Below are 21,254 nucleotides of genomic sequence, written 5' to 3' on the forward strand. Positions count from 1 at the left end.
CCACGCGCGATTCGTGCGATTTTCGGCCCCCCCTTACAGCTTGACCACCGCCGGCACGCCGCCTAAATTGCTTCTGACGGACCGGCCGCGCCACGAGCGACATGTCATCCGGGTGACAGGAAACGATAGTTTGCTATCGAATGTTTTTACCCCTATCATCTCGGCCATGACCAATCTGCACGACCTCCGCCTCGCCGTCAGCAGCCTGCTCGTGCTGTCCGCGCGCAAGTGGCGCCGCACCAGCGACGGCGTGCTGAACGCATACAACGTGTCCGAAGCCTGCGCGACGCCGCTCCTGATCGCCGGCCGGCTCGGCGAGGGCGTGCGGCAGGGCACGCTCGCCGAACACGTCGGCATTGAAGGGCCGTCGCTCGTGCGCCTGCTCGACCAGCTGTGCGCGGCCGGCCTCGCGCGTCGCGACGAGGATCCGCACGACCGTCGCGCGAAGACGATCTCGCTGACGGCCGCCGGCCGCGCGGTCACCGCGAAGATGGAAGAAGACCTGCGCGTGCTGCGCGCCCGGGTGCTCAAGGGCGTGTCGCGCGCCGATCTTGAAACGACGCTGCGCGTGCTCGAGGCGTTCAACGCGTCCGAGTCGCACGCGCCCGGCACGCGTCTCCCCCACGCCGACGACACTGCGTCATGACCTATCCGAGCCTTCGCGACTGGCTGTTCTCGGGCAAGACGTTCGCCGCGTCGATGCTGGCGCTGTACCTCGGCCTGTATTTCCAGCTGCCGCGCCCGTACTGGGCGATGGCGAGCGTCTACATCGTGTCGAACCCGTTCGTCGGCGCGACGCGCTCGAAGGCGCTGTACCGCGCGCTCGGCACCGCGCTCGGCGCGGCCGCCGCGATCTTCTTCGTGCCGCCGTTCGTCGAGACGCCGCTCCTGTTCAGCATCATCGTCGCGACCTGGTGCGGCACGCTGCTCTACCTCGCGATCTCCGACCGCACCGCGCGCAGCTACGTGTTCATGCTCGCCGGCTACACGATGCCGCTGATCGCGCTGCCGACCGTGACCGATCCGTCCACCATATTCGACGTCGCGATCGCGCGGACCGAGGAAATCGTGCTCGGCATCGTGTGCGCGAGCGTGGTCGGCAGCGCCGTGTTCCCGAACCGGCTCGCGCCGACGCTGATCGAACGCACCGACGCGTGGTTCAAGGACGCCGCGTTCTACGGCCGCGAGACGCTGTCCGGGCATATCGCCGGCAAGGCACTGTCGGCCTGCCGGCAACGGCTCGCGGCGACGATCACCGGCCTCGAATTCCTGCTGAGCCAGCTGAGCTACGACCATGCGCATCCGCGCGTCCTGGCGCGCGCGCAGGCGCTCGCCGGCCGCATGCAGCTGTTCCTGCCGCTGATGTCGTCGCTCGCCGATCCCTTGATCGCGCTGATGCGCGACCTGCATGTGCGCCCGCCCGCCCTCGACGCGCTGCTGGCCGACGCCGCGAAATGGTTCGACGCACCGCTGCCGGCCGTGAAGGCCGGCACCGACGGCGACATGGCCCATGATCCGGTCGCGGACAACCTGCGCGAGCGCATCGCCGCGCTCCAGCCCGCCGACAGCGCGCTGGCGAGCTGGGATGGCGCATTGCTGTCGAACGCGTTGTGGCGGCTGCGCCAGGTCATCGACATCTGGCAGGACTGCCGCTCGTTGCGCGCGCTGATCGCGAACGAGTCGGGCGTGTGGCAACCGCGCTACCGGCACTGGCGGCTCGGCGGCACCGAGCGCTTCTTCGATCGCGGAATGATGCTGTTCTCGACGCTGACCGTCGTGCTCGCGATCGTGTTCGCGTGCTGGCTGTGGATCTCGTCCGGCTGGCACGACGGCGCGGCGGCCGTCACGCTCGTCGCCGTGTCGTGCAGCTTCTTCGCCGCGCTCGACGAACCCGCGCCGCTGGTGTTCAAGTTCTTCCTGTCGACCGCCGCGAGCGTCGTGTTCGCAGGCCTGTACCTGTTCGTCGTGCTGCCGCACGTGCATGACTTCGCCATGCTCGTGCTGATGTTCGCGGGCCCGTTCATCCTGATCGGCACGCTGCTGCCGCGCCCGCAGTTCAACATGGTGACGATGCTCGTCGCGGTGAACACGGCCACCTTCATCAGCATCCAGAGCGCGTACGATGCCGACTTCTTCGTGTTCCTGAACAGCAACCTCGCGGGTGTCGCCGGGCTGCTGTTCGCATACGTATGGACGCGGGCGACACGGCCGTTCGGCGCGGAACTCGCGGTGCGGCGCCTGCTGCGCGCGGGCTGGGAAGACGTCGCGCGCTCCGCGTCGACGCAGCCGCTCGACGACCAGCGCAATCACGCATCGCGGATGCTCGACCGCGTCACGCAGTTGCTGCCGCGCCTCGGCGCGTCCGACGACCACCGCCACCCGTCGATCGAAAGCTTCCGCGACCTGCGCATCGCGCTGAACGCGCTCGACCTGCGACGCTCGCGCCGCCGCCTGTCGGGCGACGTACCCGACGCAATCGATCGCGTGCTCGCCGGCGTCACCGATCACTACGCACACTGCGCGGCAGCGAACGCGCGCCAGCCGGTGCCGCCCGCGCTGCTCGCGACGATCGACGACGCGCTGCACCGCGTGGCCGGCCGCAACCTGCCGGGCACGGTGCCGGCCGACGGCGGCACCGCGCCTGCGGCCCCGGCTACGCACCGCCGGCTACGCGACACGCTGCACGCGCTCGTCGGGCTGCGCCTGTCGCTGTATCCGGCCGCTGCCGGCCAGGCGCCACAGGCACCGGACGGAGCACGCGCATGACCCGGCTTTCCAACCTGCCCTTCCGACCGCGACCATGATCGGCGAAATCGACATCTTCGGCGTATTCGTGCCGGCTCCGCTCGTGCTGATGCTGATCGCCTACCTGATCAACATCGTCGTGCGCGCCGTGCTCGAGCGCGTCGGCTTCTACCGCCTCGTCTGGCACCGTTCGATCTTCGACCTCGGCATCTACGTGTTCGTGCTTGCCGCCGTCGTCATCGCTTCCCACCGTCTCGTGGCTACCTAACGTGAAAAAATCCTGGCTCTCGGCAGGGCAAATCCTGCTCACCCTGATCGTTGTCGTCGTGGCCGGCCTCGTGCTGTGGCGGATCATCAATTACTACATGTTCTCGCCGTGGACGCGCGACGGGCACGTGCGCGCCGACGTGATCCAGGTCGCGCCGGACGTGTCGGGCCTCATCACCTCGGTTCAGGTCGCCGACAACCAGGAGGTCAGGCGCGGCCAGGTGCTGTTCGTGATCGACCAGGCGCGCTACACGCTTGCGGAACGGCTCGCCGAAGCGACCCTCGCGCAGCGCCGCGCGACACTGGCCCAGGCGAAGCGCGAATACGCGCGCAACCTGCAGCTCGGCAACCTAGTCGCGAGCGAACAGGTCGAGGAAAGCCGCACGCGCGTCGAGCAAGGCGAGGCCAGCGTCGCCGACGCGCAAGTATCGCTCGACACGGCGAAGCTGAACCTGCAGCGCACGACGATCGTGAGTCCCGTAGACGGCTACCTGAACGACCGAGCGCCGCGCGTCGGCGAATACGTGCCGGCCGGCCGCGCGGTGCTGTCGGTCGTCGACCGCAATTCGTTCCGCGTCGACGGCTACTTCGAGGAAACCAAGCTGCGCGGCATCCATATCGGCCAGCCGGTCGACATCATCGTGATGGGCGAGCCGCATGCGCTGCGCGGCCACGTGCAGAGCATCGTCGCCGCGATCGAGGATCGCGACCGCACGCAGGGCGCGAACCTGCTGCCGAACGTGAACCCGGCGTTCAGCTGGGTGCGGCTCGCGCAGCGCGTGCCGGTACGCGTCGTGCTCGACGAAGTGCCCGACGACTTCCGGATGATCGCGGGCCGCACCGCGACCGTGTCGATGCGCGACGCCGACACGCGCCGGAACGGCACCGCAAAACCGGCTGTCGGTGCCAGCGCGGCCTCGGCTGCGGCGCCGGCGTCTGCGGCAGCCGCGGCAGCCGCCAGCGCGGCGGGAGCATCACAATGAACCGGCACGGTCTGCGCCTCGCGGCCGCATTCGCGCCGCTTGCGCTCGCACTTGGCGCGTGCAAATCCGTCGGCCCCGACTACACGCTGCCGCAGCAGGCGTACGTGAACGCGCCGCTCGCGAACCATGCGCTCGACGACGCGAACGGTACGCTCGTGTCGCGCGACGCGCTGCCCGGCAACTGGTGGCAGCTGTATGACGATCCCGTGCTCGACGCGCTCGTGCGCGATGCGCTGAAGTCGAACACCGACCTGCGCGTCGCCGCGGCCAACCTCGCGCGTTCGCGTGCGGCGCTGGAAGTCGCGAGCCAGCAGGGCGGGTTCTCGGGCGGTGCCGAAGCCGCCGTGCAGCGCGCGCAGGAATCGGCCGAGCAATACCTGCTCGAGAACAAGCTGCCGGTCGTCAACGAAGGCGCGGTCGGCATCAACGTGTCGTACGAGATCGACCTGTTCGGCAAGCTCCGGCGCGGTGTCGAAGCCGCACGCGCAGACAGCGACGCCGTGAAGGCGGCCGGCGACCTGGCGCGCATCACGGTCGTCGCCGACGTCGTGCGCGCATACGTCGAATCGTGCTCGGCCGGTGACGAGCTGGCGATCGCGAAGCAGTCGCTCGCGCTGCAGAAGCAGCGCGTCGCGCTGTCGCAGCGGCTGCGCGATGCCGGGCGCGGCAACCAGACCGACGTGACGCGCGGCGTGACGCAGGTGCGCACGCTGGCCGCCGACATCCCGCGCTTCGAAGGCCGCCGCAAGGTCGCGCAATACCAGCTCGCCGCGCTGCTCGCGCGCGCGCCGGCCGACCTGCCGAGGGCCGTCGCCGAATGCGAACGGCTGCCGAAGCTGCGCCAGCCGATTCCGATCGGCGACGGTGCCGCGCTGCTGCGCCGCCGCCCCGACGTACGCGAAGCCGAGCGGCAGCTCGCCGCCGCGACCGCGCGGATCGGCGTGGCGACCGCCGCGCTGTATCCGTCGATCAGCATCGGTGCGTCGGCCGGCTCGGTCGGCGTCGCCGCCGACCTGTTCTCGTCCAACACGAATCGCTGGTCGTTCGGTCCGCTGATCAGTTGGTCGTTCCCCGTCAACGGCCAGCGCGCACGTGTGCGCGAAGCCGAGGCCGCGACGGGCGGCGCGCTCGCGCATTTCGATGGCGTCGTGCTGAATGCGCTGCGTGAAACGCAGTCGAGCCTCGCGACCTATGCGGCCGACGTGCAGCGCACCGATGCGCTGCGCACGGCGTACGAATCGGCGCGCAATTCCGCCGACGAAACGCATCGTCTCTATGCCGCCGGCCGCGAGTCGTTCATCTCCGATCTCGATGCGACGCGCACGCTGACGAGCGTGCAGGCGCAGGTCGCGGCGGCCGAAGGCCAGGTCGCGGCCGATCAGGTGCGGCTCTTCCTTGCGCTGGGCGGTGGGTGGGAAGGCGACGGCGCAGCGGTTGCCCGGGATGCCCGCCCCGCCAACGTGCGTGCCGCCGCGACGCCTGCCGGCAACGAATGATCGCCTCACCGGTATCACTTCACCACATGACGACTGTGCGGCGAAACGCCCTGTGCTTGCGGGTATCCCTGATTCGCGCCATAGCATCCGGAGGACGACAGTCACCCGCGTTGACGGTAAGCTGATCGACGCGTTTTCATTCACCTGCCGTTGCCGCTCCGGCAGCGGCATCACTCGGAGATCCATCATGCGAACCAGCGCCCGCAACCATTTCGCCGGCCAGGTCGGCGCCGTCAAGCCCGGTGCCGTCAACGACGAAATCACGCTCCGCACGCAGGACGGCCTCGACATCGTCGCCGTAATCACCCACGGCAGCGCGGCTACGCTGGGCCTCGCGGCCGGCACGAAGGCGTTCGCACTCGTCAAGGCGTCGTCGGTCATCGTGATGGTCGACGTCGACAGCAGCAAGGTATCGGCGCGCAACTGCGTCGCAGGCACCGTCGCGTCGGTCACGAAGGGCGCGGTCAATGCGGAGGTCGTGATCAAGGCCGCGGGCGGTGCCGAGATCGTCGCGATCGTCACCAACGACAGCGTCGATCGTCTCGGCCTCGCGAGCGGCTCGGCTGCGTCCGCGATCTTCAAGGCATCGAGCGTGATCGTCGGCGTCGAGTGATCGCGAACCGATCCGCGCCGCGTATTCGCGCGGCGCAGTTGTCATGCGGATACACACGATGACCGCCTCGTTCGATCGCGCGCATGAACAGGCGCTGCAATCGCTGCAATCGGCGGCAGCCCGTGCCGGCACACCCGACGCACAGCTGTTCGGCGCACTCATCGCAGCACGCGCGTACCGCAACGAACTCTCGCTGCTGGGCCTGACTCCCGGACAGTTCGCCGGCCTGCTTGCCCGGCAGTTTCCGCACCTGACGCCTGCCGCAATCGCCGCACTCATGCCGACGGTCACGCTGGCACGACTGCCAGCGGCCCACGCCGAGTTCGTCGCGACGCTTCACACGCGGCTGATGAACGATGCGAATCCCGCCGTCACCCACGACGATGCCGACTGCGTCGCATCGATCGTCGCGCATGCGTGCCTGCGCCCCGATCACCTGTGGCGCGATCTCGGGCTCGACGGGCGCGACGCGGTATCCGCAATGCTCGATCGCTATTTCCCTGCGCTCGCCGCGCGCAACGTCACCCACCTGCGCTGGAAGAAATTCCTCGCACAGGAAGTGGCGGCCTCGCTTGGTGCGCCTCCGGGTCCCGCACCGGGATGCCCAGGCTGCGAGGATTTCGGCTTCTGTTTTCCGCACGCGCGATAGCGTCACGGTGGCCCGGGCCGTCCACTTGCGTCATCGTCATCGTGGACAGGTGCGACACGCATCCCATAGACGGTCACCTTGCGGCGCGCGCTGCCTGCCGTCCACGATTGCGCTCAATGCCGATGCCGGTGATGAATGTCGGGAAAGTGCGCGTGGCTGTGCGTGATCGGCAGATGTACGTGCGGATGCGAGTGCGGCTCGTCGCCGTCGTACGCAAAGTCATGCGTATGCTGGTGATGTTCGTCGTGCCGATGCCGGTGCGTGTGCTCGAGCCGCTCGTGCTCGTGCGTGTGCTCATGCCGTTCGCGCACATGCAGCCAGATGCCGAGCGCCATCAACGCCGCGGCGACCCAGAAAGTTGCCGGCGGCAGCGCGGGCCAGATCAGCAACGACAGCACGACGCCGAACAGCGGCGCGATCGAGAAATATGCACCGGTGCGCGCGCTGCCGAGATGGCGTAGCGCGACGACGAACAGCACGAGGCTGATCCCGTAGCCGCCGAGCCCCGTCAGCATCGCCGCGGCCGCCACCGGTACGGGGGGCAGCATCGCGCCGGTCGCCAGCGCGATGCCGATGTTCACGGGCCCGGCGATCAGCCCCTTCAAGCACGCGATGACCATTGCGTCGTTCGCGGCGACCTTGCGGGTCAGGTTGTTGTCGAACGCCCAGCACAGGCATGCGCCGACGATCAACAGCGCGCCAACCGGCACGCCGGCCCGGCCTGGCGTCCACGACAGCAGCGTGCCGCCGGCGACGATTGCGACCATGCCGAGAAACACCTGCGTATCCACGTTCTCGCGAAACACGACCCACGCGATGACGGCCGTCAGTACGCCTTCGAGATTGAGCAGCAGCGCACTCGTCGCCGCCGGCGTGCTCGACAGCCCGAGCATCAGCAACGCCGGGCCGGCCACGCCGCCCGCGACGATCGCGCCGGCCAGCCACGGCAGGTCGGCGCGCTGCAGCGGTGCGGCGTCCGCCGCCGGTGCGCGACGGTTGTGCAGCCTGCGCAGCAAGATCCCGATGCCGAGCCCGACGCCGCTGCCGAGATAGAACAGGCCGGCGACCATGAACGGCGACATGGCGCCGACCAGCGCCTTGGCGAGCGGTGTCGCGGCGCCGAACAACGCGGCGGCGGTGAGTGCGACAAGAATCGCGGAATGTCTCGGGTTCATGATCCGGTTTGAATTGACATCGAAAATTGGCCGACGTGACTTCGGATCGTGTCGGCGCACGCTTGCCGCACCTTTCGAAATGCAAGCTGCATCGTGCGGCCCGACGATCCAGTCGGGATTATCGCGCGTCATGATGTCGCGATGACCTCAACCGGATCGTTCGCATCGTGCTCCGATATTCCGACATTTTTTAGGGAAACGAATTATCTGGAAAATCGATCTGTTCATTCAGGTATGCAAATCATCTACCTGAAAATGGCAAGCGCATGCCGTACCATCTGACGAGCGCGCTTCGTCGGGATGCGTTGCCTGTCTGACGCGGGATAGGTGTGTGCTGGCCGGCAAGCGCCGGGAAGGCAGTCCTGACCTGCCTCTGTCGAGGCAGGTCAGTCTGTCGTGTCATGCGCCACATGCGATGTGCATGCGGGTGCGCGCCGTGCCGTAGACGGCGGCGGCGGTGTTACTCGTTGCCGGCGACCTGCTGCTCGACCTGCGGTGCTGCATCGGTCTGAACTTCTGCTGCATCCACCGCTTGCGGTGCGGCAGCGGCCTCGGCCTGCTGTTCGGCCTTCGGCGGCGGCTGCGCGCCCTTGGTCGCCTGCGCGGCGCCCTTGTTGCCGGGACGGCGCGCCTTCAGCCGGCGTGCCCGTGCCGCGTCGTCATGCGTGACGCGCCCTGCTTCGTTGCCCTGCAGATCGACGCGCACCGCGTCTTCGACGAGGCACGACCAGTAGCGGTTGCCGCGGCACCACGTCGACATGGCTTCGCGCAGTTCGGCTTCGGTGAGGCCGACGGCCTGTGCTTCGCGCGCCAGGTCGTCCCAGATGCCGACCTTGAGCGGCACTTTAGGGGCCGGATTCTTCGGGAACGCGCTCGGAAACTTCCGTTGCAGTTTGCCGATCGCGACGATGACCGGATCGACCGGCGCCGACGGCTTGGCCGAAGCAGGCTTTGCGCGATGCGGCGCCTTCGCACCGGCACCCGCCTTGGCGCCAGCGCCCGGCTTCGCACCGCGGGACGGCTGGTCGCCGGACTTCGGCTTGGCGCCGGCGTCCGTCGGCGCTGCCGGCCGCTTTGCGTTGCGCTCCTGCTTGGCCTTCGCTGCGAGCTGCGCCCGCAATTCGGCAAGTTGTTCAAAACCCATAAATTCAATCCACCAGGAATATAAGGTGTGGTTCGTGCGGCCATGCCGCGCGGCTCGAAAGCTTCGCCGCCGTGCGGGCGGCCTGTCTGCCGCCGATGCGGAACATGACGGGGCCGCATCGCGCACGCCACTCTGTTTTCAGGCACCCGGCCACGATGCCGGACAAGGCAGGAGTGGAAGTATACCGGTACGCGCGGTGGCCGGTTGACTCGCCGGTCTGCATTTGCCCGACCCCGGAGGCCGGAAAGGCGTCCGCGCGGTCATGTTGCGCATTATATGGATACGCTTCCGGATGTCACGCCATTCGAGGACGTCGCGGAAATCGGGCCAGGCCCGGCTTCGGCACCGGCCCGCATCCGGCGTGCTGCATTCAGCGCGACGGACGTCGAACCCCGGCGCGCGACAGGTCACCCGTACGCCCCCTCGGTGGTACCGCACGCACCCTCGATTCGTTGTGTCCGCATCGATCGCGCCGCGTACATGGGTGCCGGAAAATGCGTAGTATGGCCGGATCGATGTCGTCGGCAGCGCACTTCGACCCGTTTCGCTGCACGCCCGGTCAGCCGGCGACATTCGCCTTTGCCTGCGAAAAGAACCGGTTGTACGAAACGGAGCGGATCCATGGTTCCCCGACACGACATCGCGCACGACGGCATCACGCGCGAGGAAATTCACCATCGGCACATCGACATGCGCGGCTATCGTCGCAGCGACGGCCTGTTCGAAGTGACAGCTTGCCTCGCGGACCGCAAGACCAGCGATTTCACGCCGCCGGGCGGCACGCGAACGGTCGCCGCGCTGTCGCCGATCCACGACCTCGGCGTGACGCTCGTCTTCGACGCCGACATGGTCGTTCGAGCGGTGTCGACGTTCATTCGCTCGCATCCGTATGCGCAGTGTCCGGGCGGCGGCGATTCGCTGCAGGCGCTCGTCGGGCTGACCATCGGTGCCGGCTGGAACAGCGAGGTTCGCAAGCGTCTGCCGTCCTGCGATACGTGCACGCACCTGAAGGAATTGCTCGGCCCGATCGCCACCACGGCCTATCAGACGATGGTCGGCATGCGGCGATCGTCGCTCGACTATCGCGACAGCGAAGGAAAGCCGCTCAAGATCGACAGTTGCCACGCGTATGGCGCATCGCGCGATCTCGTGAAACGTCTTTGGCCTGAATATCACCAGCCTTCGCCGGCGGCAAAGGGCAACTAGGGTTCGGTATTGGGCCGGTTGCGCGTCCGCTCGAACCGCGCCGGCAAGTCGTCACAACCGCAACCGTCATCAGAACACGCCCAGCGCGAGCCCCGCGGCGAGACCTGCACCCAGTTCAGCGCAGCGCGCGAGATCCTCGCCGTCGATGGTCTTTGCCGCGAGGATACGCTCCGGCGTTTGTGCGTGAGTACAGACGATCAGGCCGCGTGCGACGTTCTTCAACCGCCATCCGGTGGCGATCCGGTCGATCTGGCGCAACGCGTTCTGTCCGTCGCTTCCCGCGCAAATCATTGCCGCATACGGGCGACCGTTTACGCGATCGAGCGCCGCGTAGTAGCAGCGATCGAAGAAGTCCTTCATCAGCCCGGACATCGCCGCGAGATTCTCCGGCGTCGCAAACAGGTAAGCGTCGGCGGCCAGCACGTCGTCTGCGCTCGTCGCGTTCGCGCGCTGCAGCCTGACGTCGATGCCGGGTTGCTCGCGCGCCGCGGCGGCAGCCGCTTCGGCCATCTGCCTCGTGCCCCCGGTCATCGTGTGATAGACGATCAACAGCGTCTTCATGCGTAATCGCTCGTGTTCGGCTTCAGGTGCGACGGCTCATCGGTGCTGCGCGCGTCGCTCGTACACAGCGCGCCGGCTGCGCTTCGCGCAGGGCATGCCGACGCCTGATGGTCAGTCCTGCGTGGCGCGGATTGCATCGCCGCCGTCCGGGCGCGCGTAATACGCGAGAAACATGTCGGCCGCGGATTCCGCGACTTTCCGTTGCTCTTGCTCCGTGAGCGGCGGCTGGCCCATCGTGATCTGCGGCCAGAACGCAAATGCCTTCACGATGCCGTGCAACTGATGCGCGGCAAATACCGGATCGGTGACCGACAGGCGGCCGGCCGCTGCGGCCGCACGCACCCAGACCGTCATGTCCTCCTCTCGCTCGCCGAGACGCTCGACCATGTCGCGCGCACGCTCCGGGGAATGGATCGCGGCGCCGATCGCCACGCGCGCGAGTGCGAGAAACGCCTCGTCGTTCAGCAGGCGCAATTTGCGGTCCAGTAACGCGAGCAGTTGCTCGCGCAGCGGCACGTCGGCGCGATAGGTCGGCGAGCCGCCGGTCTGCGTCGCATCCCACAGCTTGTGCAGGATCGCGGCGAACAACGTTTCCTTACCGGGGAAGTGGTTATAGACCGTGCGCTTCGACACGTCCGCGCGCGCAGCGATACGATCCATGCTGGTCGCATCGTAGCCCGTCGCGAGAAATTCCTCGATCGCCGCATCGACGATGGCCGCGCGCTTTCGATCGGTCAGGCGCAGAGGGGGAGTGCTGGTATCCATACGAAAATTTTACACCGGACAGTTTACTTATCCAAAAAATAAACTACACTGTTTAGTGTACTTTATTCTCCGGACGAACCGACATGGCATCGCCTCTTGTTTTGATTCACCGCATTCTGGGTTTCGCAGCCGCCCGGCGCGGTCGTGCGCTGTCCGGCGGTTCGCCGCAGCACAACGGCGAGCGCTTCACCAATGTCGCACCGCGCCCCGTCGAAGGATTCGGCAAGACGCTCGGGATCGCGTGGAACATGCTGGTCAACAAGCCGCGCAACACCGTGCCGACCGGCGCGTTGCCCATCGATTCGCTGACCCGCGCAGCGCTCGACGCGGCTCCCGATCGCAGCCTGTATCGGTTAGGCCATTCGACGATGCTGTTCAAACTGCGCGGCGAATTCTGGCTGACCGACCCCGTATTCGCCGAGCGCGCATCGCCGTTCCGGCGCATCGGACCCAAGCGCTTCCATGCGCCGCCGATCGCGCTTGAAGATCTCCCGCCGCTGCGCGGGGTGATCCTGTCGCATGACCACTACGATCACCTCGATCGCGAGACGGTACTGGCGCTTGCCGCAACCACCGATGTGTTCGTAACCACGCTGGGCGTCGGCGATCGCCTGATCGAATGGGGTATCGACGCAAAGAAGGTTCGTCAGCTCGACTGGTGGCAGAGTGTCGACGTGGCCGGCCTGACACTGACGGCGACACCCGCGCAGCACTTTTCCGGCCGCAGCCTGTTCGACGGCAACAGCACGCTGTGGGCATCGTGGGTCATCGTCGACGACAACCTGCGTGTGTTCTTCAGCGGCGACACCGGCTACTTCGACGGGTTCCGGACGATCGGCGAGCGTCTCGGGCCGTTCGACGTGACGCTGATCGAAACAGGCGCCTATGATGCGCAATGGCCCTATGTGCACATGCAGCCGGAAGAAACCGTGCAGGCGCACATCGACTTGCGCGGACGCTGGCTGGTCCCGATCCATAACGGCACGTTCGATCTCGCCATGCATCGCTGGCAGGAACCGTTCGAGCGTGTCACGGCGCTGGCTCTCGTACGCGGCATCGAGTTGTCGACACCCAGGATCGGTGAGCGCCTCGATCTCGACGCACCGCATCGCGGCGAGCGGTGGTGGCGCACGGTTGACGAGCGCGCGACGGCGCCGGTAACGAAATCGCGCCGCTGGCAGCTTTGCGCGTCGCAGGCGACGAAGTAGGTCCGTCGGTCGTTGCGCCGTCCATCCGGGAGCGTGGCCATGCCGCGACTCCCGACGAAAGGCGTATGCGTTGCCGGCAGCCGCACACCGACGACCTGCCTGACCACCCGATTACCTGAATAGAGATGTCATGCCCCCGGCACCCGTCCGATACCCATCCGGCCAACGAGACGACGACGTCGCCATCGCTGCATTCAATCAGGCAGATCAACAGCCGATCAATCGCAGCCGCATGTGCGAACTACGGCAAACGCTCGCAACGCGCGTCGCGAGATGGACCGAAGGCGCCGATCACGTCACCACGACCATTCCGAACCTGAGTTTTCATCGCAGGGAAGCGCCGACGCAGCCGATGGAGTGCATGGTCGAGCCGAGCTTCGCTCTTGTCGTTCAGGGTACGAAACGGGTCATACAAAGCGGCGACGCCTATATTTACGATGCCAACCGTTTTCTGATCACGTCACTCGATTTGCCTGGTTCGACACAGGTCATCGAGGCCAGCCACGAGATGCCGTTTCTCGGGATCGGGCTCAAGCTCGATTTTCACGTTCTGGCGGAACTGATGATGCAGGTCGCTCCGGATGGCGACGATGCCCCCGTGGGCCGCGGCCTCGTCGTCGGCGACATGACCGAACCGCTATACGACGCACTGAACCGGTTGCTGGCGTTGCTGGACGACGCTAGCGCCATTCCTGTTCTCGCCCCATACGTCGAGCGGGAAATCTACTATCGGTTGCTGACGAGCGACCAAGGCGCTCGCCTGCGTCAGATCGCGTCCGCTGGTAGCCAGGGCAACCGTGTGTCGCGCGCGATCCAGTGGTTGCGTGCCCACTATGACGAGTCGTTGCGGGTCGACGATCTCGCGGCGCAAGTCCAGATGAGCAGTTCGACCTTCCATCACCACTTCCGCCAGCTCACGGGCATGAGTCCGCTGCAGTACCAGAAATGGATACGGCTCAACGAGGCACGTCGGCTGATGCTGTCCGAGCGACTCGACGCCGCATCGGCATCGTTCAGGGTCGGGTATGCGAGCCCGACCCAGTTCAATAGGGAATACAGCCGGTTGTTCGGCAACTCACCGCGGCGAGATATCGATAGCTTGCGCGGCGGGACGGATGTCGTTCTGTCGATCGCAGCAAGTCATTGATCGCGGGTAGCAGCCTCTGAGGTGCGGGGCGCCCTGCTTTGGCGGAACCCGCGGAACGACTGGATCGGTTTCACGCGTGTGTGATCGAGTCAGTTGATTCGAGCGGGGCGCAATGGAACGCGTGTGTCATGCCCGCTCAGGAATACCGGCTCAGGACCAATTGCCCGACATCGGTCCGGGGAATTTCATTTGAAGGTCTTGGGTGCGGTGATGACCGCATTCAAAGGGCCACGCACCCGAGCCCAGATGCCGGTCTGTTGCAGACAGCCATCACCCATCCCTGCCGACAATCGCAGCACCTGCCCCAGCGTTCAGGTTCTCGGGCGCAGATTTCTTATCGCTCGACTTCTCCCGAGACACCGTGTTTCGACGGATCGGGCGATTGATGTGATGATGCGTTGTCACGTGACAACTCGTGTTGAGTGTCACGACTACGCGTCGCGTCTGGGCAGCGACATGGTTCCATGTGGACCCCAGGCAGTAGCAAATTTGCCTTTCGTAGACCTAGGTTGCCGAAAATCGTATCAATAACCACTAAATACGTATTAAAAAATACGCATCATGGGGTTTGCAGGTTCGACGCTGGCAACAGCGGGCGAAAATATCATGCGCCCCTATTTCCGCGGGCGATTTTGTTCATTTAGCGTGAAACAACATGAAGAAAGTGGCGCAAGCCATTGCCAGACAACGATTTCCGAGAACGCCCCATTTCTCGAAAATGTTTCACGATACGCCCGGTAGCGTTGTTGCAAATCCTTCGACACGTAGTTTCGCGCCGATTTGACCCGCTCGCGTACGCCGCGGCCGTAGATCGACGTCGGGATACTTTGGCGGCAACGCCGGCGCACAACAAAGCAACGCCTCTCCCCTACCGGCAGCGTGACGAGATGAGACGATGGTACCCTTTGCATAAATGGGGACATATCAACAGCGACACATCCACACTACAACGGTTGCTCTGTCCGGGTGACCACGTGGCTCATGCTTGAACAAACGCGCGCTCGAGTGAGTAGTCGGTGGTGCAGCTGAATACAGGGCGATAGATCGTTCGCAAACTCGCCACCCTCAAGCACGTGCCCGCGACGACTGGGTGCGCCCTATCGATTAGCCGATCAAGAGGCCACGCCCGCAGTTTCGGTTGTCACGTGACAACTCATCAACGAATCGGGCGAGGGAAACCACATTCAGTGGCAAATCACCGACTGTGAAGCCTCTCGCCAATAGAAGGCTGCGCTTCTGCTCCATAGGCTGTTCAATCTCACTATCTTCGGAAGATGCTGTGTCGCTAACCCTGGCCGACACCACGAGCCGTTTGTCACGTGACAACTCGCTTCGGCGGCGGGTAGCCGTACACAACTCAAAAACCGTATTTCGGATGTAGAACCAGAGTTGTCTGCACCGACGCCACGACCGGATTTGAAATTTTCTGGCGATGTACACATCGACACGAATCGATTACTAGCGTCTTGTCACGTGACAACTACAAACCTCGTCGACGTTCGAGATTCCTGCTAATCAGAACCGCAGTGTGCTGAGAACGAAATAGAAAAATGTCACGACAGTCGTCTTTCATGTTTCATCTTCGTCGTCGACATTAGAACAAGTGACTTTTTCGAATCTCTAGGGATGTATTGGTAGAGCGATCAAAAATTTTATTTTTACTTGAACAATCATCTCTGATGACAAGTAGGCCATTTGGCCCACTTGTCACGTGACAACCACATGATCATCAAAATTTGCATTGCATTGAATACTTCTCTGGACATTTTTTCAGTAACTGCATATATTACGCAAAACTCCTTGGAGGAATTTAATGGCTTTCAAGATCGCCGTCAGTAATCAAAAAGGTGGGACTGGGAAGACGACCATCTCCGTCAACATCGCGGCTGCGTTCGAAGCCGGCGGCAACAAGGTGGCCCTGATCGATGCCGACCCTCAAGGCACTTCTGTCCGCTGGGTCACGAGCGGCGAGAACACGCTGCCGATGACGGTCCTTTCGCTGGCCCCTGCTGGCCGCGGCATCGGTGGCGAGATCAAGAAGCAGGACGCGAACTTCGACGTGATCGTCGTCGACTGTCCCGGCAACCTCGAAGATCCGCGCATCGCATCCGTCCTTGAAGTCGCCGACTTTTGCCTGGTGCCGCTGTCACCGTCGCCGGCCGACCTGTACAGCACCGTCGCGATGATCCGCATGATCGAGTCCATGCGTTCCGTTCGAAACCCTAATCTTTCTTCCGCATTGATGCTAAATAGTGTCAATGGAAAAACTAAAATGCGTGAAGAAATTTTAAAAATTCTAAGAGCGGAAGAAATAGGGGAGCATCTGCTCGACAGCCAGATCGCTCAACGCGAGGTCTACCGTCAGACATTCGCGCTCGGCACCACGATCCACCATCACAATCGATATCTGAAGGGCCTGAAAGAAGCCCGTGCGGAAATCGAAAAGCTGGTCACGGAAATGGCCCAATACATCGCGTCGACGCGCGCTACCGGAGCCGCCCATGGCTAAGGACACTTCGAAAGACAAGAAGCCGACTGGCAACCTGCACCTCGCCGCCGGCCTGCTGCGCGGACTCGCGCAGGAAAATGCGGCACTCGAGACGAGGCTGCCCGAACCGGCGGCCGTTGCAAATGTCGCCGTCGAGACAGCGCCTGCGGGCGCCCCGGCCGCAGTCACGCCCGCCGACACGCCGGATCTTGGCGCGCCGCAGAAGGTGCTGGTCAAGGACTGCATCCCGAACCCGTTCAACCCGCGCGTGTTCTACTCGGAATCGAGCCTGCACGAGCTCGCGCTCACGTTGAAACGGGAAGGGCAGATCGAGCCGATCAAGGTCACGCGGCTCCCGGAATTTCCCGGCAAGCTCGTCGTGATCGACGGGCAACGCCGGCTGCGCGCGACGAGCATCAATGGCGACGAGACCATCAACGCCACGTTCCGCACGGATCACACGCCCGAGCAGCTCTACACGATCGCGTATCGCGCGAACCACGACCACGAACGCCAGACGATCTTCGACGATGCGGTTGCATGGAAGCGCCTCCTCGACGAGAAGGTATTTTCCGACCAGAACACGCTCGCGGAAAAGATCGGCAAGGACAAGGCATCGATCAGCAAGACGCTGTCGCTCAATGCGCTGCCCAACACGCTGCTGGAGCGGATGGCCAGTGCGAATGACGTGGTCGGCCTGCAGGCGGCGTACTTCCTGAAGCTGATCTTCGAGCGCCTGGGCGAGCCGACGGCCGACCGGCTGCTGACGGCCGTGATCGACCGGAAGAAATCGGTTCGCGATCTCGAGAATTTCCTGCGGGCGCAGAGCGACGGCAACAAGAAAACGGGGCGCACGCGTTACAGCGTTCGTCACGACTTCGCGCTCGAGTCGCGCGCGATCGGCCAGTTGAAGACCTACCCCGACGGCCGTCTGGATCTGCAGCTCAAGGGCGTTGACGCGTCCCATCAGGAAGCGCTTGCCGACCAGCTCAAGACCGTCATCGATGCCTACGTCGCCGAGCTGGCGACGGCCGCGCAAAAGTAACGCGCCAAAAGCAGAAGGCCTCGCATCCGCCTTGCATCGCGAAGCCGGACGACCACAAAGTCCGGCGCACGACGCGCCCGCGGCCGCGAGGCCTTGATCAGTTGCCTGCGAGACTGCTTTTGAGCAGGAATTCCAGCAGGTCGTCCGAGGTCGGTTCGCCCCAGGTATCCAGTGCCAGCCATCGGAAGAAGCTGGTCTGCGCGAGCTTGCTCGCCTTCTTCTTCGGCGACAGCGTCAGGTCTTTCGAGCCCACTACCGTCTCGTTATAGCGTTCGAGCAGCTTGGTCTGGTCGTCGATCTCCAGCTCGCGGAAATACGCGCCGGCTTCCTCGACCTTCGCCGCCAGATATTTGTCGCGAATCTGCTCCTGCTTGCTCTGCGCGGATTCCTTCGCCGGTGCGGCCGTCTCGGTTCCCTGCCCGTCCGCCAGCGTATAGCCGTGCGTCAGTGCCTTGCGGAAATACGCGGCCACGTTGTCGACCGGCGCCGCATTCTTCTTCGTAGTCCGATTGAGCGTATAGGCGATCGCCGCCTTGATGCGCTGCACGCCGTATTGCGTGATCAGCCGGCGCGCCTCCGAACGCGGAATGCCGAACTTGGCGACTTCCTCGACCAGCGCTTCGTTCTTGACGTCGCCGTCCTCCACCGTATCGGCGCTCTGCTTGCGCGTCACCTTGAATTGCACGGCTTCCACGCTGCGGCCGGACTTGTGTTCGATCAACTCGAGCGTGTGATCCGATACTTCGTTCACCTCCTGAATGCACGGCACCAGGACCTTGCTCTTGAACAGCTTGTACTCCTTGTACGACTGCGATGCCTTGTCCTGGCCGAGAATGAGGTCCCGGAATTTCGGCAGCGGGATCTTCGCGGTGATGCCAATCCCTTCGTAGCGCACCGTGTTTTCCCACAGCGCCAGCGAGTGCGACCGCCGGAATTCGCGAGCGATCCGCATATCGATCAGCGCGTAGATTTCGGGGTTCAGCAGTTCGCTGCGAATCTGGTCGGAGAAGCTGTACTTCAGCACCGATTGCTCGAGCTCCGCGCCGGCGAGCAGGCCCGACGCTTTCCAGACCGTCGAACGGTCGGCGGCCAGGTAGTCCCAGTTGACGACGGTACTGATCAGCGAGTTGACCGTGTCCTTCACGTACTTCGTGTTGTTGCTGTTCAGCCCGCTCTCGTGCGAAAGCGACGCGATCGAGATCGAGAAGCTCGTCCGGCCAGGCTCGAACGCCTCCTGCCGAAGTGCATTCTTGATCAGCGAACTGAACATCTTGCGCTGCTGCAGCCCGATCTTCCCCGACTTGGGCGCGATATGAATCGCCTGGACCGCCTTGCGCAGCAAGTCGGGAGGCTCGGGTGTCTGAAACAGCGAAACCTGTTTGTCGGAGCCTTTGCTTGCGGGCTTGCGCGGCATCGTGATGTCCGGATAAGGTGACCGTGGTGATAGCGGACTTTATACCTTTTCTCGCTACGGGGCAACGCCATTTCTCCAGCATCACTTTCACTATCGCTCATAATTATATGATCCAAAAGGGAAATAAATGATTTTCAGGCCTGCAGGGAACCCCATATCCATCTACCTTTGGAAAAAAATACCTCCCAAAAGCCGCTACCTTTGATGTCCGGGCATCGAAACCCGGCACGAGATTTGCCCTGCGGAAGGTAACCATTCATGGGAGACAAACGTCCGGAATCGAGATCGCCGGCCGGATTCGTGGTGCCCTGCAGCACAGCCGTGTTTTCTCCCATAACTTGCTACCTTCATCGTTTCCCATAGGAGGGAACCTGTCAGCTTCGTCGATGGGGTTGTTTTCGATCAGGACGATGAAAATCGCTCCCATAAATGGTAACCATTGATTTTCCCCATAGCAGGTAACCTATCTGCGCCAACGATCCAGTCCATACGAAAGCTTTCCGGAGCACCGCCGAGAAATGCAGCCAATCCCGCTGAACTTTCTCCCATAAAAAGGTACCTTTGAGACTCCCCATAACCGGCTACCCGAAGAAAATCCCTGTGCGTCAAGGCATTAGAGGATCAAGAAAACTGCCCCATAAAAGGCTACCTTCGTACGTTCCCATAGATGACTACCCTGGGCGATTCATGACCGCTTTCCCATAACCGGGTACGCTTGCCCCATATCCACAACCCTGATTCCCCACAACGCGGTACCCCATTCCCCAAATCCACAGACCTGAAACCCCAGACCCTTCCACCTGTGCTCCCATAAATGGGTACCGAACCCCCCTCAAACCCTTGTGGCACAAGGCTGTGAGCCGGCTAAAAGTAGTTAAAGAAGTAAACGTGGTTTACAAAAGATGTAAACACACGTGCGCTGCCACAGAAAGACGAACCCCATAAACCGCTACCAATGGGAGCCGTCTGTGGTACGGAAGGCGTGTCGACCCTTCGATCCAGGCCTGCGAACACGAGGTTGGTGACTTGTTTCACCGGGATTTCAGGCCTGACAAGGCTCCCCGCAGAGGTGAGTGCCTACTCACAAACGCCGAAACGTAGAAACCTATGGGAGGAAATCGCGAAAAAGTCCTCCGATTCGGCATACAGGTTCCCGTTTATGGGACCCACGAATCCACTTCATGATCGCCTGCGCACCATGGATTAGCCGGCAGAGGAGGTTCGCGACCGAGGCGGCGGACATCTACGGATCCGCGCAAGCTACAGTTCGAAATCATCCCGGACTGCATGCGTGTGGTTTTTTGTCCTCGCGCATGCGTGTCCGTGGACAAGTTTTTACCGATCGCCCGCCGGCGCTTTTCGACAAATTTAGCCTGTGGACTGTGCGCAGGGGAAACCATTTCAGGCTGCTTCGTCATGCAGCAGCGGTCCAATTTTCTACCTTTGCCCCAACCGACGCGTCGCGCTGTGTCCCTGGCAAGCTACGAGGGGCCCGCACAACCGACCAGGAATGAGCGTCATGTCTACTCGCCATTCGCACAGGTTGCCGGCTCCTGGACCGATCCGGAGATCGTTATGCGCCGACGTGAAGATACGGTCGACGAAGAAGCTCACCGTAGTCGAACCGCGGATGGCTCCCGAACATGCTCACCTTCCGGAATTTCGTGATCCCGTAAAAGCTCACTGATCAGGCATCGCCACAGGTATCGGCAAGCTGTGAAAATTGCAGTGCCGTCCAGCTGACGCACCATCGAACCAGTCAAATGAAAAACCTGTGGCAAAGGCAAACTGTCCGTGGTGTATCCACCGACACAGCATCACGAATCAACAAGCCTTGTCTCGACTTCAGCGCCGGAGCAACCTCTGCCAGACGAGCACCATGCCTTCGCACGGTCCCTCGACGCATGCGTGAAGCGATGCGGGTCAACGTCTTCACCGCACGCACAGTGTTCGGCTTTTCGTCATACGTGCCTGTCGGTGACGGCCTGCACCGCGACAGGTAACTAAAGCCATAGGTAACCACCCACATCACAGCGTGGCGACGCAATGCGATCGTCTCGATTGTCGGACAAACCGAATCGTGGTCGTTTATGGGAGGAACCGTCGCTCGAGCCGCGTCGAACGACAACGTAATGCACACGTCGACCGCTGCTGCGGTGATCATGGATGCGCGAGGCGGCTCACGTCACGCATGAGCGTGTCGACATCACCACCGGTGAAACAGCCGTCGATGTCGCGCATCGAACTGTGCGTGCATATTCGTTGCAGTCACCGGAGCGTGCGATACGGCGTCCCTGTCTCTATCACGCGACGGCCGTGCAGGGTTCCCGTCTTCTCCCATACGCGTA

17 protein-coding genes are annotated in these 21,254 nt (G+C 63.5%); 12 read left to right on the forward strand and 5 right to left on the reverse strand.

Going from position 1 to position 21,254, the window contains the following annotated elements; translation table 11 throughout:
- Positions 1-166: 166 nt before the first annotated feature.
- The 7 genes from U5798_RS33495 to U5798_RS33525 all read left to right on the forward strand — a co-directional run bounded on the left by U5798_RS33495 (position 167) and on the right by U5798_RS33525 (position 6,753).
- Positions 167-646: a MarR family winged helix-turn-helix transcriptional regulator gene (locus tag U5798_RS33495; protein ID WP_124456723.1), complete on the forward strand. Its 480-nt coding sequence runs from the start codon at positions 167-169 to the stop codon at positions 644-646.
- A complete protein-coding gene (locus U5798_RS33500) occupies positions 643-2,766 on the forward strand; it encodes an FUSC family protein (RefSeq protein WP_322084511.1) in 2,124 nt (707 codons plus the stop codon). Before U5798_RS33495 ends, U5798_RS33500 begins: the two co-directional genes overlap by 4 nt.
- A 34-nt stretch (positions 2,767-2,800) precedes the next feature.
- Entirely contained in the window at positions 2,801-3,013 is a 213-nt protein-coding gene (locus U5798_RS33505; protein ID WP_124456703.1) for a DUF1656 domain-containing protein, read from the forward strand.
- A gap of 1 nt (position 3,014) precedes the next feature.
- The gene (locus tag U5798_RS33510; RefSeq protein ID WP_124456704.1) at positions 3,015-3,995 is read left to right on the forward strand and encodes an HlyD family secretion protein; all 981 of its coding nucleotides are present in this window, start codon (positions 3,015-3,017) and stop codon (positions 3,993-3,995) included.
- Complete coding sequence (locus U5798_RS33515) at positions 3,992-5,491, forward strand: efflux transporter outer membrane subunit (protein WP_322084512.1); 1,500 nt, start codon at positions 3,992-3,994, stop codon at positions 5,489-5,491. Before U5798_RS33510 ends, U5798_RS33515 begins: the two co-directional genes overlap by 4 nt.
- 187 nt (positions 5,492-5,678) lie before the next feature.
- A complete protein-coding gene (locus U5798_RS33520; protein WP_124456706.1) occupies positions 5,679-6,104 on the forward strand; it encodes a TOBE domain-containing protein in 426 nt (141 codons plus the stop codon).
- Between the two features lie 58 nt (positions 6,105-6,162).
- The gene (locus tag U5798_RS33525) at positions 6,163-6,753 is read left to right on the forward strand and encodes a nitrogen fixation protein NifQ (protein ID WP_322084513.1); all 591 of its coding nucleotides are present in this window, start codon (positions 6,163-6,165) and stop codon (positions 6,751-6,753) included.
- A gap of 113 nt (positions 6,754-6,866) precedes the next feature.
- On the opposite strand, the gene U5798_RS33530 is transcribed toward U5798_RS33525, so the two are convergent.
- A complete protein-coding gene (locus tag U5798_RS33530; protein WP_124456708.1) occupies positions 6,867-7,928 on the reverse strand; it encodes a DMT family transporter in 1,062 nt (353 codons plus the stop codon).
- Positions 7,929-8,388: 460 nt separating this feature from the next.
- Complete coding sequence (locus tag U5798_RS33535; protein WP_124456724.1) at positions 8,389-9,072, reverse strand: ProQ/FinO family protein; 684 nt, start codon at positions 9,070-9,072, stop codon at positions 8,389-8,391.
- Between the two features lie 621 nt (positions 9,073-9,693).
- Here U5798_RS33535 and U5798_RS33540 point away from each other — a divergent pair.
- Positions 9,694-10,278, forward strand: coding sequence for a DUF2889 domain-containing protein (locus U5798_RS33540; protein ID WP_124456709.1), 585 nt, complete (start codon positions 9,694-9,696; stop codon positions 10,276-10,278).
- Between the two features lie 69 nt (positions 10,279-10,347).
- Here the strand turns inward: U5798_RS33540 and U5798_RS33545 are convergent, their stop codons facing one another.
- Together U5798_RS33545 and U5798_RS33550 are read right to left on the reverse strand one after the other, a co-directional pair.
- A complete protein-coding gene (locus U5798_RS33545; protein WP_124456710.1) occupies positions 10,348-10,839 on the reverse strand; it encodes a flavodoxin family protein in 492 nt (163 codons plus the stop codon).
- A 111-nt stretch (positions 10,840-10,950) separates the two neighbouring features.
- Entirely contained in the window at positions 10,951-11,604 is a 654-nt protein-coding gene (locus U5798_RS33550; RefSeq protein WP_124456711.1) for a TetR/AcrR family transcriptional regulator, read from the reverse strand.
- Between the two features lie 83 nt (positions 11,605-11,687).
- Here U5798_RS33550 and U5798_RS33555 point away from each other — a divergent pair, with 83 nt between their 5' ends.
- The 4 genes from U5798_RS33555 (at position 11,688) to U5798_RS33570 (ending at position 17,492) form a co-directional block, all read left to right on the forward strand.
- Positions 11,688-12,812 carry an MBL fold metallo-hydrolase gene (locus U5798_RS33555; RefSeq protein ID WP_322084514.1) on the forward strand — a complete coding sequence of 375 codons (1,125 nt, stop codon included), beginning with the start codon at positions 11,688-11,690 and terminating at the stop codon, positions 12,810-12,812.
- A gap of 130 nt (positions 12,813-12,942) precedes the next feature.
- The gene (locus U5798_RS33560) at positions 12,943-13,959 is read left to right on the forward strand and encodes an AraC family transcriptional regulator (protein ID WP_322084515.1); all 1,017 of its coding nucleotides are present in this window, start codon (positions 12,943-12,945) and stop codon (positions 13,957-13,959) included.
- Between the two features lie 1,813 nt (positions 13,960-15,772).
- Positions 15,773-16,468 carry a ParA family protein gene (locus U5798_RS33565; RefSeq protein ID WP_011350423.1) on the forward strand — a complete coding sequence of 232 codons (696 nt, stop codon included), beginning with the start codon at positions 15,773-15,775 and terminating at the stop codon, positions 16,466-16,468.
- Complete coding sequence (locus tag U5798_RS33570; protein ID WP_124456714.1) at positions 16,461-17,492, forward strand: ParB/RepB/Spo0J family partition protein; 1,032 nt, start codon at positions 16,461-16,463, stop codon at positions 17,490-17,492. Before U5798_RS33565 ends, U5798_RS33570 begins: the two co-directional genes overlap by 8 nt.
- Positions 17,493-17,589: 97 nt before the next feature.
- On the opposite strand, the gene U5798_RS33575 is transcribed toward U5798_RS33570, so the two are convergent.
- Positions 17,590-18,906, reverse strand: coding sequence for a replication initiation protein (locus tag U5798_RS33575; RefSeq protein WP_322084516.1), 1,317 nt, complete (start codon positions 18,904-18,906; stop codon positions 17,590-17,592).
- Positions 18,907-21,254: the final 2,348 nt, after the last annotated feature.

The organism is Burkholderia sp. BCC1972 (assembly GCF_905339605.1).
Taxonomy (GTDB): domain Bacteria; phylum Pseudomonadota; class Gammaproteobacteria; order Burkholderiales; family Burkholderiaceae; genus Burkholderia.

What these genes read in the sequence shown, in the direction of transcription:
- U5798_RS33495 (WP_124456723.1), top strand. Translation starts at nt 167, where the DNA reads ATGACCAATCTGCACGACCTCCGCCTCGCCGTCAGCAGCCTGCTCGTG.
- U5798_RS33500 (WP_322084511.1), top strand. Translation starts at nt 643, where the DNA reads ATGACCTATCCGAGCCTTCGCGACTGGCTGTTCTCGGGCAAGACGTTC.
- U5798_RS33505 (WP_124456703.1), top strand. Translation starts at nt 2,801, where the DNA reads ATGATCGGCGAAATCGACATCTTCGGCGTATTCGTGCCGGCTCCGCTC.
- U5798_RS33515 (WP_322084512.1), top strand. Translation starts at nt 3,992, where the DNA reads ATGAACCGGCACGGTCTGCGCCTCGCGGCCGCATTCGCGCCGCTTGCG.
- U5798_RS33520 (WP_124456706.1), top strand. Translation starts at nt 5,679, where the DNA reads ATGCGAACCAGCGCCCGCAACCATTTCGCCGGCCAGGTCGGCGCCGTC.
- U5798_RS33525 (WP_322084513.1), top strand. Translation starts at nt 6,163, where the DNA reads ATGACCGCCTCGTTCGATCGCGCGCATGAACAGGCGCTGCAATCGCTG.
- U5798_RS33530 (WP_124456708.1), bottom strand. Translation starts at nt 7,928, where the DNA reads ATGAACCCGAGACATTCCGCGATTCTTGTCGCACTCACCGCCGCCGCG.
- U5798_RS33535 (WP_124456724.1), bottom strand. Translation starts at nt 9,072, where the DNA reads ATGGGTTTTGAACAACTTGCCGAATTGCGGGCGCAGCTCGCAGCGAAG.
- U5798_RS33540 (WP_124456709.1), top strand. Translation starts at nt 9,694, where the DNA reads ATGGTTCCCCGACACGACATCGCGCACGACGGCATCACGCGCGAGGAA.
- U5798_RS33545 (WP_124456710.1), bottom strand. Translation starts at nt 10,839, where the DNA reads ATGAAGACGCTGTTGATCGTCTATCACACGATGACCGGGGGCACGAGG.
- U5798_RS33550 (WP_124456711.1), bottom strand. Translation starts at nt 11,604, where the DNA reads ATGGATACCAGCACTCCCCCTCTGCGCCTGACCGATCGAAAGCGCGCG.
- U5798_RS33555 (WP_322084514.1), top strand. Translation starts at nt 11,688, where the DNA reads ATGGCATCGCCTCTTGTTTTGATTCACCGCATTCTGGGTTTCGCAGCC.
- U5798_RS33560 (WP_322084515.1), top strand. Translation starts at nt 12,943, where the DNA reads ATGCCCCCGGCACCCGTCCGATACCCATCCGGCCAACGAGACGACGAC.
- U5798_RS33565 (WP_011350423.1), top strand. Translation starts at nt 15,773, where the DNA reads ATGGCTTTCAAGATCGCCGTCAGTAATCAAAAAGGTGGGACTGGGAAG.
- U5798_RS33570 (WP_124456714.1), top strand. Translation starts at nt 16,461, where the DNA reads ATGGCTAAGGACACTTCGAAAGACAAGAAGCCGACTGGCAACCTGCAC.
- U5798_RS33575 (WP_322084516.1), bottom strand. Translation starts at nt 18,906, where the DNA reads ATGCCGCGCAAGCCCGCAAGCAAAGGCTCCGACAAACAGGTTTCGCTG.